Source organism: Rhodococcus sp. KRD175 (genome assembly GCF_017168275.1).
In the GTDB taxonomy this organism is placed as follows: Bacteria; Actinomycetota; Actinomycetes; order Mycobacteriales; family Mycobacteriaceae; genus Rhodococcoides; species Rhodococcoides fascians.
Window position 1 is genome coordinate 205140 of the sequence record NZ_JABFAQ010000003.1, and the last position, 15654, is coordinate 220793.

10 protein-coding genes and 5 pseudogenes are annotated in these 15654 nt (G+C 59.6%); 10 read left to right on the forward strand and 5 right to left on the reverse strand.

Features of this window, described 5'->3' with window-relative positions; genetic code table 11:
• Nucleotides 1-38 precede the first annotated feature (38 nt).
• The 3 genes from J1M81_RS04350 to J1M81_RS04360 are packed head-to-tail and all read left to right on the forward strand — an operon-like array spanning nt 39 to nt 2888.
• Nucleotides 39-908 carry an SDR family oxidoreductase gene (locus J1M81_RS04350; protein ID WP_027498241.1) on the forward strand — a complete coding sequence of 290 codons (870 nt, stop codon included), beginning with the start codon at nt 39-41 and terminating at the stop codon, nt 906-908.
• Nucleotides 905-1975 (forward strand): ferredoxin--NADP reductase, encoded by a 1071-nt coding sequence (locus J1M81_RS04355; RefSeq protein WP_027498240.1) that lies wholly within the window; start codon nt 905-907, stop codon nt 1973-1975. Before J1M81_RS04350 ends, J1M81_RS04355 begins: the two co-directional genes overlap by 4 nt.
• Nucleotides 1965-2888 carry an alpha/beta fold hydrolase gene (locus J1M81_RS04360; RefSeq protein ID WP_027498239.1) on the forward strand — a complete coding sequence of 308 codons (924 nt, stop codon included), beginning with the start codon at nt 1965-1967 and terminating at the stop codon, nt 2886-2888. The genes J1M81_RS04355 and J1M81_RS04360 overlap by 11 nt, the downstream gene beginning before the upstream one ends.
• A gap of 30 nt (nt 2889-2918) precedes the next feature.
• Here J1M81_RS04360 and J1M81_RS26165 read toward each other — a convergent pair.
• Nucleotides 2919-3285 (reverse strand): annotated as a pseudogene (locus J1M81_RS26165) (AMP-binding protein); the annotation flags it as partial.
• A 106-nt stretch (nt 3286-3391) separates the two neighbouring features.
• Between J1M81_RS26165 and J1M81_RS04365 the strand changes: the two are divergent.
• The gene (locus J1M81_RS04365; protein ID WP_027498238.1) at nt 3392-4144 is read left to right on the forward strand and encodes a TetR/AcrR family transcriptional regulator; all 753 of its coding nucleotides are present in this window, start codon (nt 3392-3394) and stop codon (nt 4142-4144) included.
• A gap of 31 nt (nt 4145-4175) precedes the next feature.
• Here J1M81_RS04365 and J1M81_RS04370 read toward each other — a convergent pair.
• Nucleotides 4176-4691: pseudogene (locus J1M81_RS04370) on the reverse strand (transposase); the annotation flags it as partial.
• A gap of 572 nt (nt 4692-5263) precedes the next feature.
• Between J1M81_RS04370 and J1M81_RS04375 the strand changes: the two are divergent.
• Nucleotides 5264-5728: pseudogene (locus J1M81_RS04375) on the forward strand (PaaI family thioesterase); the annotation flags it as partial.
• On the opposite strand, the pseudogene J1M81_RS04380 reads toward J1M81_RS04375, so the two are convergent.
• Nucleotides 5728-6096: pseudogene (locus tag J1M81_RS04380) on the reverse strand (MFS transporter); the annotation flags it as partial. The pseudogenes J1M81_RS04375 and J1M81_RS04380 sit on opposite strands and share 1 nt — an antisense overlap.
• A 185-nt stretch (nt 6097-6281) precedes the next feature.
• Here J1M81_RS04380 and J1M81_RS04385 point away from each other — a divergent pair.
• The 5 genes from J1M81_RS04385 (at nt 6282) to J1M81_RS04405 (ending at nt 13975) form a co-directional block, all read left to right on the forward strand.
• Nucleotides 6282-6986 (forward strand): TetR/AcrR family transcriptional regulator, encoded by a 705-nt coding sequence (locus tag J1M81_RS04385; protein WP_032364248.1) that lies wholly within the window; start codon nt 6282-6284, stop codon nt 6984-6986.
• A 248-nt stretch (nt 6987-7234) separates the two neighbouring features.
• Nucleotides 7235-7795 (forward strand): recombinase family protein, encoded by a 561-nt coding sequence (locus J1M81_RS04390; RefSeq protein WP_206497657.1) that lies wholly within the window; start codon nt 7235-7237, stop codon nt 7793-7795.
• A 308-nt stretch (nt 7796-8103) separates the two neighbouring features.
• Nucleotides 8104-10812, forward strand: a complete 2709-nt coding sequence (locus J1M81_RS04395; RefSeq protein WP_206497658.1) for a class I SAM-dependent DNA methyltransferase — start codon at nt 8104-8106, stop codon at nt 10810-10812.
• Nucleotides 10809-12779, forward strand: a complete 1971-nt coding sequence (locus J1M81_RS04400) for a DEAD/DEAH box helicase (RefSeq protein WP_206497659.1) — start codon at nt 10809-10811, stop codon at nt 12777-12779. The genes J1M81_RS04395 and J1M81_RS04400 overlap by 4 nt, the downstream gene beginning before the upstream one ends.
• Before the next feature lie 59 nt (nt 12780-12838).
• Nucleotides 12839-13975, forward strand: a complete 1137-nt coding sequence (locus J1M81_RS04405) for a GIY-YIG nuclease family protein (protein ID WP_308051210.1) — start codon at nt 12839-12841, stop codon at nt 13973-13975.
• Between the two features lie 157 nt (nt 13976-14132).
• Here J1M81_RS04405 and J1M81_RS04410 read toward each other — a convergent pair whose 3' ends face one another.
• Together J1M81_RS04410 and J1M81_RS04415 are read right to left on the reverse strand one after the other, a co-directional pair.
• A complete protein-coding gene (locus J1M81_RS04410) occupies nt 14133-14912 on the reverse strand; it encodes a nucleotidyl transferase AbiEii/AbiGii toxin family protein (protein WP_206497661.1) in 780 nt (259 codons plus the stop codon).
• Nucleotides 14913-15031: 119 nt separating this feature from the next.
• Nucleotides 15032-15654: pseudogene (locus tag J1M81_RS04415) on the reverse strand (hypothetical protein); the annotation flags it as partial.

Consider the following 15654-nt stretch of genomic DNA (forward strand, 5'->3'; position numbering starts at 1 on the left):
AATCCAACCGTAGGTCATCGAGAAGTGAGTATCCGACAGTGAGTAGTTCGACAGCAGGCAATTACGCGACCCAGGTCGCAGTCGTCACGGGAGCCGCCTCAGGGATCGGTCGGTCCCTTGCCCTCCAACTGGCCGAACGCGGGGCCAGCCTTGCCTTGTCCGACGTCGACGAAGTGCATCTCGAGGAGACGGCGGACATGTGCCGTACCGCGCATCGTGCGACCGTGGAGACCGCGGTGTTGGACGTGGCAGATCGTGCTGCGTTCCAGGTTTACGCAGAGAGCGTGCAGTCGTCTTTCGGGCGCGTCAACATGGTGTTCAACAATGCCGGCGTCGCCCTCGGCGCCGACGTTGTCGACATGTCCTGGGAGGATTTCGACTGGCTGATGGGCATCAACTTCGGTGGTGTCGTCAACGGGACCAAGGCGTTCCTGCCTTATCTGATCGCCTCTGGTGATGGTCATCTGGTAAACACCTCCAGCGTCTTCGGTCTGGTCGGGATCCCCAGTCAAAGCGCTTACAACGCCGCGAAGTTCGGTGTGCGTGGCTTCACCGAAGCGCTTCGGCAAGAGATGAAAATCAGTCGGCATCCGGTCACGGTGACATGCGTTCACCCCGGCGGCGTCAAGACTAATATCGTCAACAACGCTCGTGGTGTATCCGATATGGGGGCAGATACCGCCACCATTGCCTCGATGTTCAACAACATCGCCAGGACCACTCCGGAGAAAGCTGCGTGCGCCATCCTCAAGGGAATGGACAAGAAGAAGCCCCGAGTGCTGATCGGCGCAGACGCACGTGGCTTCGACTTTGTCGCACGCGTTGTCGGTCCGCGCTACCAGGACATCTCTGCGCCTGTCACACGCGCGGGCTACGCCTTGGCTCGTAAGCGGGGGATCATCAAATGACCCTCGAACAGGAGAATCGGCCGGGCACCACCGCGCGATCGCGAACGCTGACCGTGTCGGAGGTCGTGCAGGAGACCAAGGACTCCGTGAGCATCGCCTTCGAAGTGCCTGACGAGATCGTCGACGATTTCAAGCATCTACCCGGGCAGTTCATTACGTTGAAGATCCCGTCCGACCAGACGGGCCACGTCGCACGATGCTACTCGCTGAGCAGTTCGCCTCATGTCGATGACTTCCGCCTCGAGATCGGGGTGAAGCGCACCGCTGGGGGGTATGCGTCGAACTGGTTGTGTGACAACGTTTCCATCGGCATGGAGGTGACCGTCCTCACGCCATCGGGAAAGTTTACCGCTAAGAGCCTCGACGTCGACTTGCTCTTCTTCGCTGGCGGAAGCGGCATCACTCCGGTTCTGTCGCTGGTGCAGTCGGCTCTGGTGTCGGGCAGTGGGGAAGTTGTCCTGTTCTACGCAAACCGTGACTCCGATTCGATCATGTACAAGTGCCGGCTTGAGCAGATTAGATCTGAATTCGCCGAGCGGTTCACTTTGGTTGACTGGCTTGAGTCGGAGAACGGGATTCCCACATCAGAGGCTGTAGAAAAGATTATTCGTGAACACAAGGGATCGGCAATTTTCACCTGCGGGCCTTCCCCTTTCATGGATCTTGTGGAAAGCTCTGCCGCCGCATGCGGAGTGGATCATTCGGATGTACATCGAGAGGTATTCCAGTCGCTGACGGGTGACCCGTTCGACACCGCAACACTGCGTCGACTCAGTGACGACGAGGGTGTAGCTACGGCCACGGTTTACCTGAACGGAGAGTGCATCACCACGGAGTGGCCACGTAACACGCCTCTGCTCGATGTGCTGCTCTCGCGAGGGCACAATGCACCGTACTCGTGCCGAGAGGGCGCATGCAGCGCGTGTGTGTGCAAGCTCATCGATGGCGATGTCGAGATGGTGCAGAACAACATCCTCGTAGACGACGACATTGAGGACGGCGAGCGACTCGCGTGCCAGGCACTTCCGCTCACCGACGCTGTGACGGTGAGTTTCGATGACCTCTGACTCCTCGAAAGCTGGCCTATTGTCGCGGCGGTCGCGGGAGGTTCTCTCCAGTGACGGCACGAGGCTGTTTGTCGAGGAGTACGGGCTCGGTGATGATGCGCCGCTGCTGGTGTTCAGCCACGGGTGGGCTTGCCAAGGTCGGTTCTGGAGACCTCAGATCGAGCACTTCGCCACCACACACCGTGTGGTGGTGTATGACCAACGAGGGCATGGCTGGAGCGACCGGGGTCGCGCGCCCTTCTCTTCGTCGGTGCTCGGCGACGATCTCGAGGCTGTCTTGCGCGCTGTCGTCACGTCTAATCGTAAGGCATTGGTGACCGGTCATAGTATGGGCGGGATGTCCATCATGGGTTGGGCTGCCGAGCACCCGGAGTCGGTGCCCGTCTTATCCCGTGGTGCCGTCTTGGCGAGTACCGGCCCCTCGCAGTTGGTGAGTAAATCGACGCTAATTGGGTCGCCACGTCGATTCCGCGCCTCACTGGAGCGGGCATTCGCAGCCGGGCTCGCCACCGCGGGACCGGAGATGCTTGACACTCGCTTCAACCGACGGTTGGTGAAATACGGGACGATGGGTCCACACGCGCCAGCAGACGTTGTGGCTGAGTGTTCCGACATAGTACTGCGGTGCCCCCCTGCGGTTCGGGGAATGTGGGGCAGGGTCCTGGCCACCATCGATGTGAGCAAAGGAATCGACTCACTTACGGTTCCGACGACCGTGATCGTGGGCTCGGCCGACAAGTTGACACCCGCGGTTCATTCCATTGATCTCGCCGACCGACTGCAGCAGCGCCGCCGGTTGCATGAGTTCGTGGCGTTGCCACAGATCGGTCACATGATCAACATGGAGGCACCAAACTATTTCAACGAAGCAGCGGCCCGATTGGACGCAGCCACGGTAGGCGATGGCTTTTGAACCGTCGACCGGACACACATGAGCTCGTGAGACGGCCACGATCGTCGACAGGCCGCGCGTGTCCGAGTTGGGAGGGGTCCATCGAGGCGTACAGCATCGATGGCATCGCCACGGTGATCTTTTTTGCGTCGATGGTGCGCAGCACCTCGGCGGATAAAACTTCGGCAGCACCATCATCGGGCCGCCTTTCGTCAGGGTCGGCACGAAGAACGCGGCCCCAGCATGCGACAGCGGGGTGCACATCGAGAATTTGGGGAACCCGGCCATTCTCACTCCGGAGAGTTGAATCTGCGTCATCGTGAACATTGCCGAAGCCTCCGATGGCTCCCTTCGGCTTTCCGGTCGTGCCGCCGGTGTATGTGATCGACACGGTGCGATCCGGCGGACGATCGGCTGCTTGAGGGAGGGTGCCGAACCGCTGCGAGCGAACCGAGAGGTTTCAGCGAACGGCTCTCCAGCCCGACTCGCTTGAGAGGACCCTTCAGGGTATTGTTAACCCCATAATGTCATTCGTCCGCCGCGTTTCATTTACTCCATCTCAGGTGCAGCGTCGAGTGGCCGATGCCCGTAGCACCCGCTGGGATGAGCATAGAGTCGAGGTACGCGCGCAGCTGGTCGACGCGACCATACGGATCATCGAACAGTATGGTGCAGGCGTCAGCATGGACGACATCGCTGCGGAGGCCCGTGTATCTAAACCAAAGCTGTATCGCTACTTTGGCGACAAAGCGGGCTTGAACGCGGCGGTGGCGGCGAAACTCGGTGCGTTGATGTGGGATTCGGCGAAAGTCACTATTCTCGCCGACCAAGATTATCTTTCGGTTGACGACATGGTTCGCTCGTCCGTCCAGAGCTACGTCGCGCTCGTCGGGCAGTATCCCACTGTCGTCAGATTCCTTATGGCGAATCACTTGTTTCAGTACTCCGGATCGGGAAATGGCGGAGTTGCTGACGAACTGAGGTCGGTGATGGAGGTCGTCGCCGATCGGTTCACTGAAAGTCTTCAGCGTGTTCACGCAGATACTTCGGTCATTCCCTTGGCCGTGGCGTCCATTCTGGGTTCTGGTCTATCTGCGACTCAGTGGTGGATCGACAACGGTCGTGAGCAAGGGGTGGATGATACGTTCTTCGCCGCACACCTATCAGAGACGACGTGGGGAATCATCGACGGCGCGGCCGCAACCGTAGGCGTGGCCTTCTCACGCAGTCTGCCATTCAGCCATCCCGGTTTCGCGTCCCGCCACAAAATGGACTGAATCACCCTAGATATCCAATAATTCTAACTTGTCAAGCTGCGTCGGGTTGTTGCGCGGTGCGGTGTGCCCAAGCGGTGTGTTCGTCGTATTCGGTGCAGTGGCGTACGCACCCGTGCAGGAGCCCGACAAGTCTGTTGGCGAGTGCGCGGAGCGCTTGGTGGTGGAGGTCTCCGGTAGCACGGTGTTGTTCGTAGAACGCGCGAGCGGCCGGACTCTGGCTGAGGGCGCAGAACGCCCACCGGTCGATGGCATCGTAGAGCCGCCGGTTGCGGATATGTCGAGCCAGTACGGCCCGCTTCTTGCCCGACGCAACTGTCAGGGGTGACGTACCGGCGTAATTCTTGCGAGACTTGGCGTTGGTGTAGCGGTCGACGTCGTCGCTGAATTCACCGAGCCCCGGGCGGCGAGGATGACACCGATTCCTGGCAGGGAGAGGTAGATGGCGGCGTTGTGTGTCAGCGTCCGGGTGTGTTTCAAAATGGCGGGGCAGATCGGCTTCGAGGTCGCCGATCTGACGGTTCAACTCCGCGATCAACGCCAAGAGTGCGCCCGGCATCGCGCTCGACCTGCGCTGCGAACGCCTGCAACCACGAAAGGCGAACGCTACCGATCCCGTTTCTGCGCCCGCTGCGCACTCCGCGACGACCTCCATGCAATCTTGATATTCGATAACGAGGACATCGCGCTGGACGCGCTCCTTCAAGCGTTGGGCGCAACAAATCGACCTCAGAGCGCGGTCATCTTGATGCGAGGCGCGCGGGCCTCGCCTGCCGCCGCGGAGCGGCAGAGATTGGGGTCGTCGCAGCATTCGGCCGAGGCAGGTCGGGTGTGAGATAGTTGCATTCGCGAGATGCCCTTCGTGGTGGCTGGAATGTTCCCTAGACAAGAACTCAGTTACGGGCAGTCCGCAAACGCGGCCTCAGAATAGTCATCTCCAGGTCCGAAATCCTCGCGGCAGATCACTTCTCTCTTTAAAGCTATGTCGGCTTGGTCGATCCTTTAGTGCGGTTCACTTCTGACATAGTGCAGTTTATCTTTCGAAACTAACAGCGGTGCAGGCCGAGCGCACGAAGACGCGACAGACTCGGCACAATGTTTTCACGACAGAGAGGTCCGACCATGAAAAGAATTCCAGACGAGGTCAGCGGGTCGGCCGGCCCCGCTATCGAGAACTGGGCGCGCTCGTTCTGGAGCACGAGTTTCGATTCGCCTGATCTACCGCCCCACCACCCCGACTGTCTTGGTTGTGGGCCGCAGAACCCGCACGGCCATGCCCTGTCGGTCCAGCGTGACGAGAACGGCGTGGTGGCTCACCATGTGTTCGATCAACGTCATGTCGGGGCACCCGGGATAGCACACGGCGGCGCGGTGGCGACCGTTCTCGACGATCTGTTCGGCTTCCTGCTCTACACAGTGGGTGAGCTCGCCGTGACGCGGCGTCTCGAGCTCGACTACCTAGCGCCGGTTCTGCTCGGCACTCCATACGTATTGCGTGCTGCCGTTCGGTCTCGTGATGGGCGCAAACTGGATCTCACGGCCACGATGGACGATGCGCAGGGCCGCTCGGTAGCCACCGCTACTGCCCCGCGATGCGCCGGTGGAAATCCCGCGGTCAGTATCGACAGCGTCGAGGGCATGACCAGCGCCGCACCCGCCCCAGCCAACGCGCGAGCAGCGATCAGCCACGCCGGGTCGGCGAGAAACAAGGGCAATGCCGACGCGAAAGCGAACAACGCCAACCCCGCCACGAGCACCCCCCGGCGACCGTACCGGTCACCGATCGCACCGGCAGGCAGAACGAAGCACGCCAAAACCAACGTATAACCGTCGACTATCCAGGTCAGTTGGGCTTGCGTCGCCCCTGTCGCGACCGCGATCTGGGGCAACGCTGAATACAATGCTGCCATTGCGGCCACCACCAACGCGACTGCCATGCACGACACAATCAACATCCACCACTGGGCACCGCTCCATCGAGCGACGCTGGCAGAGTCGGATCTACGTTCGTTCAACGGCCAGCCTCCCAGTTCGAGACTGATCGTCTCGGTTCGAGACTATTAGTATCACAACTCTGCGGGTGTGACAGAATGATCAATCGAGGACATGTCTTGTCAGTCAAATGGAGCGGAGCCCGTTCATGGTCGACCCTCTCGTTGCAACCGAGGGCTCGGCCGACCCCCGGCTGGCGCGCTCACGTAACCGGTTACTCGAAGCGGCCGGTCAGCTGCTGTCCACCGGCGGTGTGGAGGCGGTCACCGTGGAGGCGGTCACCCGCATGTCGAAGGTTGCACGTGCCACTCTGTACCGACATTTCGGAAGTACCACTGACCTGCTCGCTGCAACCTTCGAGCGACTATTACCCCCAGTCGACACCGATATCGATACCGGTCCGCTACGTGAACGTCTGATTTCGTTGCTCACCACCCAAGCCGACCTCATCGACCAAGCTCCGGTGCAGATGACCACGCTGGCCTGGCTGGCAATGGGGCCCGTCAACAGCGGCGACGCCAGCCGGCGCGATCTCGATCCTGGCGCGGTGGTCTCGCTTCGGGCCCGTGTCATAGAGCAATACCGCAGGTCCCTGGATCAGATCCTGACGGCGCCTGACGCTCGCGCTGTGCTCGGCGAGATCGACACCACCTTCGCCCTCATTCAGCTCCTCGGACCGATAGTGTTCGCTCGCCTCACAGGACTGCGCCACATCCACGCCGACGACTGCATCCAAATCGTCGACAACTTTCTCGCCGCCCATGCCGCAAGTGTCCGATCGAGCACTTCGCGCGACAACAGCCGTCCATGGCCGGCCGCGGCGCTAGACCCGCAGCTCACCGACGGCCAGTAAAACTTGATGGGAAATTTCACCATCAATGCGCTATCCAGTCAGGGATCGCAGCGCTCACTGGATAAGGCCGGACGTGTGCTCGAGAACTCGGAGTTGCACTGCAGTGCACTTCTGACATCGTGCAGCCGTCTTCTGAAACTGACAGACAGCTCGACTTCGAGACTCAATCGTGATGTGTCTCAGAAACCTGTCTCAGCCTCTGACACGTCGCCTGTGCCTTGTCGACCGTTTCTGAGACAGTCATCCTTATGAGCGCCGTTTTGGGATACATGAGGGTTTCGACCACCGATCAGTCGCTGGATCTCCAGAGAGACGCACTGACGGCCGCCGGCTGTTTCCGGGTCTGGGAAGAGATTGCGTCCGGGGCGGACAAAGATCGTCCCCAACTGCAGCTACTCCTCGATAGCGTGCGCGCGGGTGACATCGTTGCAGTATGGCGACTCGATCGACTAGGACGTTCTCTGAGCCACCTTATCGAAACCGTCAACCTCATCGAGGCCAAAGGCGCGTCGCTACGCAGCATCACCGAAGGGATCGACACCTCCACGATCGGAGGACGTTTGACCTACAACATCTTTGGCTCTCTCGCCGAGTTCGAGCGAGACCTCGTGAAGGAACGCACCATGGCCGGCCTTGCCGCTGCGCGAGCCCGCGGGCGCATCGGCGGGCAACCAGCCAAAATCGACACCGAGAAGGCTCGCCACATTCGCAGAATGCTCGACGACGGCACGCCGAAAACAGAGATCGCGTCAGTACTCGGAATCGGCCGGGCGACCCTCTATCGACATCTCAGTGCGCTTGTGCGCTAACGGATTAAATGACTCCCGTCGCACACTCGGCGGCCACAATCGCCGCGCACAACTCCTCAACCCGTTCGAGTGTTTATCGGAGCAGGTCGTGCCACCCAACGTGGTCGCACGACTCAATCGCAAATCCGTGGCCACGCTCTCGGCGGTCTCACGCGGGGAGTAAGTATCGGCGTTGACGTTTGTCCTGGGTGGCCATCTTCAGAGATTCAGAGACGCTGGTCGCTTTCCTGGGGTGTTTGGTTAGGTGACATGATCAGAGTCACTGGCTCGCCGCATGTCCGGCGGGCGTCTAGAAGGGTTGAGCACGCATGGCGAGGTTGAATTTCAAAGCCGTCGAGGAGCGGGTCGCTCACCTCGGCAATCGCGAGTCCTACGATCGCGAATTCATCTTCGACCTGCTGCTGGCCTACGGAAAGCCGAAAAGTAACGTCACTCTTCTACGCAACGGATCGCGCAACGTAGCGACCGACCCCGATCTCGAGGTCGCCCAGAAGAACGTCGTGTACTTCCGCGAGACCAACCGGGAACCACTGGCCGACATCGAGGAGCTTCGGACCTCACCGGCGGTGACGCGTTACAACACGCGGTTCGTCATTGTCACCGACTACGACGAGCTCGTCGCCGTAGACATGAAAACGGCGGAGAACAAAGTATTCCCAATCCGAGACATCGCCAAGCACTTCACATTTTTCCTGCCCTGGGCCGGCATGGAGAAGGCCCAGTACACCTCCGAAGCACACGCGGACGTCAAGGCTGCGGAACGGATGGGCAAGCTGTTCGATGAGCTCCTCGCAGCCAACCCGAACCTGATCCACCAGGCACATGGCCGACATGCCCTAAACGTGTTCTTCACTCGGCTACTGTTCTGTTTCTTCGCCGAAGACACCGGAATTTTCGACGACAACCAGTTCACAACAGCGGTCGGCTCACACACCCAGGCCGACGGCTCGGACGTCGCGGCTTTCCTCACTGACCTGTTTGCTGCGCTGGACACCGAGGCGGCCACTGACAAGCCGCACTACCTGTCGGCGTTCCCGTATGTCAACGGTCGCTTGTTCGAGGTTTCGACAGAGCACGTGGTGCCTGGTTTCACCAAGCATTCCCGCGCCCTGCTGCTCGATCTCGGGGCGCTGGACTGGAGCGAGATCAACCCCGACATCTTCGGATCGATGTTCCAGGCCATCGTCACACCGGGGAAAAGATCGGATCTTGGACAGCACTACACATCGGTACCGAACATCCTGAAGACGATCGAACCATTGTTCCTCGATGGTCTCAAAGTTCAGTTCGACTCCAGTTTCGACAACGTCAGCCAGCTGGAGAAACTGCTTGAGCGGATCGGCCAGATCAGGGTTTTCGACCCTGCATGCGGCTCGGGGAACTTTCTGGTCATCGCCTACAAAGAGCTCCGCCGACTGGAGCACGCGATCCTCGAACGCCTCGCCGAGCTAAGCGCCAAGCACCAAGTTCTGTACGCGGTATCGAAGATCGACATCGAAAACCTCTACGGCATCGAAATCGACGACTTCGCCGTCGAGGTAGCAATATTGTCACTCTGGATCGCCAAGCACCAGATGAACCGCGAGTTCAAGGAAAAATTCGGCGTCGAGATCCCACTAATCCCGCTCAAGGAGACCGGTCAGATTCGCGCTGATAACGCCACGCGCGTCGACTGGAATGCCATTTGTCCGAATGACGCTCGGTCTGAGATCTACTTAATTGGAAACCCGCCGTACGCCGGCGCTAAGACTCAACAACCGGCCCAAAAAGAGGACTACGGGTTTGTTTTCAAGGATCGTCCGTACTCGAAGAATCTCGACTACATCGCGCTGTGGTTCATGAGGGGTGCTGACTATATCGAGGGAACGGCCGCCGAACTCGCTTTCGTCACTACAAACTCCGTTGCCCAGGGTGAGCACGTCGGACTCATGTTTCCGACAATATTCGGCCGAGGGGTCGAAATCGGATTCGCCTACACCTCGTTCAAATGGGAGAACAACGCGAAGCGAAATGCCGGAGTGACTGTAGCCGTGATTGGGTTACGAGCTATTCGTACGGGCCCAAAATATATATATACCGACGACCTGAAGATCACCGCGAAAAACATCAACGGATACCTCGCCGACGGCGCGAATGTCTTTGTCGATAGGCGAAATACCCCACTGGGCGCACCACGGCCAGCGATGGTCTTCGGGTCGATGCCGCGAGATGGTGGCGGCCTAATTCTGTCGCCGGCAGAGCGAGACCAACTGATCGGCGAGGACGCTCGATCGGAGAATCTAATCAAGCGGTATATGGGTTCGTCGGAGCTAATCAATGATGGTGAACGCTATTGTCTGTGGATCGATGACGACTCCCTGGCCGCAGCACTGTCGATCCACTCGATCGCAGCCAGGCTCACCCGAGTCGGGGCCGATCGCGCGGAGAGCAAGGCTGCGAGCACCGCCGCTTACGCAGCTAAGCCTCATCGGTTTGTCCAAATCAGCTACAAGTCGACGGATTCAATTATTATCCCTAGCGTCTCATCTGAACGCCGCGAGTACATCCCAATGGGCTATCTTGGCCCGAGCACCGTCGTCTCTAACCTCGCGTTTGCTGTGTACGATCCGGAGCCATGGCTGTTCGCACTTTTGACGTCGCGGATGCATATGGTGTGGACACGAGCTGTTGGCGGCAAGATGAAGACCGACTACCGGTATTCCAGCACGATCGTTTACAACAATTTTCCGGTGCCCCCGTTGTTGGACGCGGTGACCGAGAAACTAACGCTGGCAGCGCTGCGAGTGTTGGACGTCCGGGAGTATCACTGCGAGAGGACTCTTGCTGAACTCTACGATCCGGACAAGATGCCTGATGATCTCCGGTCAGCGCACGCGGAGGTTGACACGCTGGTGGATTCGATCTACTCCAAGACCGGTTATGAGGCCGATGAGGAGCGGTTGTCGGACCTGTTTGCCATGTACGAGGCAATGACAACCGAGGAGCAGGCGACACCCGCGAAGAGGAGCAGGAAGTGAGTGGTGCGGTGAACGTCGTTGATGTGACGTACGCGCAGACCGGGGCGTCGGTGAACACCGACGCGTTGGGTATGCGGGAGATGCAGCAGCGGGTATTCGCCAAGCGCAACGCCCAGCATCTGCTGATCAAGGCTCCACCGGCGTCCGGTAAGTCGCGGGCGTTGATGTTCGTCGGCTTGGACAAGCTGTTCAACCAGGGCCGCACAAAGGTGATCGTAGCGGTTCCCGAACGCTCCATCGGTGCGTCATTTTCCTCGACGAAGTTGACCTCACATGGCTTCTTCGCGGACTGGGAGGTCAAACCCGAGCGGAATCTGTGCACGCCCGGATCGTCGGCAGGCAAGGTCGATGCGTTCATCGACTTCCTGGGCTCCAATGATCCGATCCTGGTGTGCACTCACGCGACGCTGCGCTTCGCATTCGAACGGCTGGCGTCAACAGAATTCAACGGCACGGTGCTGGCAATCGACGAGTTCCACCACGTATCAGCTGATATCGAAGGCAGCCGGTTGGGTGCGCTGCTCAAGGACGTAATGGCTGGTTCGGATGTCCACATCGTTGCGATGACCGGCTCGTATTTCCGCGGCGATTCGGTTCCGGTGCTCTCCGCTGCCGATGAGGCTCAGTTCACGCCGGTGACGTTCAACTACTACGACCAGCTCAACGGCTACCGCTATCTGAAATCGCTGGGGATCGGGCACCACTTCTATCAGGGCCGCTACACCGAGGCAATCGCCGACATCTTCGATCTGGACAAGAAGACGATCGTGCACATCCCGAACGTGAACTCCGGTGAGTCGACCAAGGACAAGATCGAGGAAGTCGGGTTCATCATCGACACGATCGGCGAGGTGATCGACACCGAAGCCGGCACCGGCATCATCCGAATCCGTCGCGCAGGCACCGAGCAGGTGCTGCGAGTGGCCGATCTGGTCGACGACACCGACCAGAACAAGCGCGCCGACACCTTGCACTACCTGACGTCTGTGGCCGCGAAAGAACGCGACGGCGTCGACATCATCATCGCTCTCGGCATGGCTAAGGAAGGGTTCGATTGGCCGTTCGCCGAGCACGCGCTGACCGTCGGATACCGGGCGTCTCTGACTGAAATCATCCAGATCATCGGTCGGGTAACCCGCGACAGCCCCGGCAAGACGCATGCGCAGTTCACCAACCTGCTCGCCGAGCCGGACGCCGAGCGCGGCGAGGTGACGGTGTCGGTGAACAACATGCTCAAGGCGATCACCGCATCGCTGCTGATGGAACAGGTATTGGCCCCCAACTTTGCGTTCAAGGCCAAACGCGAAAACGACGACGCCCCAGAACCGGGGACCATCAAGATCAAGGGATTCAAAGAGCCATCGAGCGAGCGGGTCAAGCAGATTGTGGAGACCGACCTCAACGACCTCAAGGCCAACATCCTGCAGAACGAGACGTTCGCGAAGGCCGCCGCCGGCAGCGTCGACCCGGAAACGACGAACAAAGTCCTGATCCCCAAAATCATCCGAGAACGCTACCCAGACCTCACCGACGAGCAGGTCGAGGAAGTTCGGCAGCAGGTCGTCGTCGATTCGGTGATCAAAAACGGTGAGGTCAAACAGGTCGGTGACAAGCGGTTCATCAAGATGGCCGACACATTCGTCAACATCGACGACGTCAACATCAACCTGATCGACACCATCAACCCGTTCCAGCGTGCATTCGAGGTGATGTCGAAGTCGGTGACACCGTCAGTGCTCAAGATCATCTCCGATGCGATCACCTCGACCCGAGTCGAAATCAGCGAAGAAGAGGCACTCGCACTGTTCCCCAAGATCCAGACATGGGTCAAAGTCCACGGGCGGCGACCCGACGTGCGATCCGATGACCCCAGCGAAAAACGCTACGCCGAGGCGTTGCTGTTCTTGCAACGCCTCAAGCAGCAGCGTATGGCTGCTACACCCACGACCGGTAGCGAGACCTCCTGATGCCGCTAGACGAGGACACAGCCGACGACCGTGTGCCAGAAGTAGACACTTTCCAGCAGTTGATCGACACCGATGTCGACGGTCTGCTCGACCTGCCCGACAAGCCCACCAAAGTCACTTCGAGTGACCGACTCGAACGGGCCTTCCTCGAAATCGTGGAATTCCGGCGCACGCATGGCCGGCTACCGAGCCCGACGACGCGGGAGATCTCCGAACGTAAGCTCGGCGCGCGCCTGGACGGCATTCTGGCCGACGACACCAAGATCGATGCCCTCGCCCATCTCGACGAACTCGGACTGCTTGCTGTACCCGAGGCTCCGGGCTCGATCGAAGAACTCCTCGACGATGATCCACTCGGCCTGCTCGCCGACGAGTCCGGCATCCTGGACATGTCGGGCCTTCCGGTTCGCCGGCAACACTTCGCCCCCGACGACATCGCCCGGCGTCGCCCGGCGTCGGGCTTCGCAGAGTTCGCACCGTTGTTCACGCAGAAGCACGCCGAGCTACGCGACGGCATCGCCCAGTTGATGCCGTACCCAGGTGTGACACACATCGTCCCCGGTGCCTTCTTCGTCCTCAACGGGGTGATGCTGTTCATCGCCGAGGTCGGCGAAACGGAGTACAAGAAGTCGACCGTCCGCGATTACAAGCGTGAGAGACTGCGCTGCGTCTTCGAGAACGGCACCGAATCGCGGATGCTCCGACAGTCTCTCGCAATAAGACTGGGCGACGAGGACGGGCAGATCGTCGCATCGCGCGTCCAGCCGGAGATCCTCACCGACGACGAGGTCAGCGGATATATCTACGTATTGCGCTCTCTGAGCACCGATCCGCTCATCGCCGGAATCGACGACCTGCACAAGATCGGCTTCTCGCGCGGACCGGTGGAGATGAGAATAAAGAACGCTGAAAAATCTCCGACGTACCTGATGGCACCGGTCGCTGTCGTCGCGACCTACCGCGTCTACAACGTACGGGCCGCAGCGGTGGAGAACCTGCTGCACCGTGTCTTCGCCGAAGTACGCCTGGATCTAACCCAAGTCGACAGCAAGGGCCGCAACTACGACCCGTCAGAATGGTTTGTCGTGCCCCGTACAGTCATCGACCAAGCAATCGAACTGATTACGTCAGGCGAGATCGTGCACTATCACTACGATCGGGACCTCCGCCGGCTGATCGAGCGCGCTGACGTCTAGTTCGAGGTGCTGGATCCAACCACCGTTGGGGTTTTGTGGCACATGGTCAGCCGCCGGTAATCGGGGCCACCCACCGTGCCGTCCGAATTGAGCTCCTCTGCGCTCTCCCTGACGAAGAGCGTTCATTTCTATGTATTTCTGGCTTTCCGATTCCGAACTACTCAACCCACTCTGCAGTGTCCGGGTCCCAAAATCCGAGAACAACCTGATTCGACAAAATAGGATCAAGGCACCGCCCTGCAGCCACCAACGCCGAGTCAAGAGTCAACGCCGTATCAGGCAATCCCGACACCGTTCGAGCAAGCGCCTCATAACCGGCAGTCCACCCAGAGGAAGGCGCGGACATGGCCGGCGGCAAGTCCAATCCCCGACGTTCGGACTCCTGAGACAGGCCACGCGCCAACACATCCGCTGCGAAACGCCAAGCAGAAATTATCAGTACCAGATCAACCAGATCGTGATACCGCGACGACGGACCACCATCCGGCCCGTACTTTCCATACATCGCACACATCTTGTCGGCGATCTGCGCCGGCAACGGGTACAACGCAAATTTCGGCATCGCAGCCAGATCTTCCATGACCACGACCGGTGTCGGATACTGATAGTCGACGTCACCTACCGCAACAAGCTCAGTCGCAAGGTCTATCGGAAAAGTGAAGAGTTGCAGTGCGTCGTAATAGACGTCAACCTTGAGTTTCGCGCCGGCGACGCCACCAGTCATCGCGGTAGGTTCATCGCGTATAGCGAAGCGAAGTGGATCGAGTTCGCTCAGATCTGCCGCCGCCCGAAGATCTTCGACTGCCTCCTTGAGGCCCGCTGTAGCATGCAGAAGGTCGATATCCTGGCTGTAGCGCGCATCTGGGAGCCGCACCAACAGTGAGGCACCACCTTTGAGCAGCCATCGCCCCTCCGGTTGCGAGAAGATCCGCGCCAAGAACCGTTGGAGATAGAACTCCCGGTGCAAATGCTCGAATGGACGCCCTCGAAGTTTGGACTCTCTCTTCAGTCGGTCCTTCAGAGACCGCTGGAACGCCGCAGCTCCTCGAACTTTCGTCACTGCGCGCGCCGCTGGCGGTCGACGATCTTCCGAGCCTCAGCGTCCACGGGCGGATCCACAGCAGCTGCCGCATCCCGAAGGTTTTGTATCGCCGGAAGAGCGGTCAGTGCCATCGTTTCTCGAACACTTTGCATCGCCGGAGAATTGACCAGTGTCAGCGTTTCTCGAAGACTTTGCATCGCCGGAGAATTGACCAGTGTCATCGATTCCCGAAGATTTTGCATCACCGGAAGAGCGGCCAGTGCCATCGTTTCTCGAACACTTTGCATCGCCGGAGAATTGACCAGTGTCATCGTTTCGCGAAGACTTTGCATCGCCGGAGAATTCAGGAAGTCGGTGTTCACCAGCCCGAGTTCCCCTTGCACAGCCAGACGCTGGCCTAGCGCACGTGTGGACTGAGGAATCCCAGCCTCGTCGAGGAAGCGACTCAGAAGACCTTCCCCATCGCCCAGCTGGAGCCCGTATCTATGGGCATACGGCCGCAGCGCCTCGCTCGCACTCTCCGAATCCACACGATTGGTGACAACAGCGTCGCGAACGATGCCCGCCAGGTGCCCACCATCGAGATGCCCCGCGGCGAGATCGACGATCGTCCTCAGCACCGTTGTAACCGGCAGCC

Bases quoted from the DNA above. Each gene is read 5' to 3' on its own strand.
- J1M81_RS04355 (WP_027498240.1), top strand. From the start codon at position 905: ATGACCCTCGAACAGGAGAATCGGCCGGGCACCACCGCGCGATCGCGA.
- J1M81_RS04360 (WP_027498239.1), top strand. From the start codon at position 1,965: ATGACCTCTGACTCCTCGAAAGCTGGCCTATTGTCGCGGCGGTCGCGG.
- J1M81_RS04365 (WP_027498238.1), top strand. From the start codon at position 3,392: ATGTCATTCGTCCGCCGCGTTTCATTTACTCCATCTCAGGTGCAGCGT.
- J1M81_RS04385 (WP_032364248.1), top strand. From the start codon at position 6,282: ATGGTCGACCCTCTCGTTGCAACCGAGGGCTCGGCCGACCCCCGGCTG.
- J1M81_RS04390 (WP_206497657.1), top strand. From the start codon at position 7,235: ATGAGCGCCGTTTTGGGATACATGAGGGTTTCGACCACCGATCAGTCG.
- J1M81_RS04395 (WP_206497658.1), top strand. From the start codon at position 8,104: ATGGCGAGGTTGAATTTCAAAGCCGTCGAGGAGCGGGTCGCTCACCTC.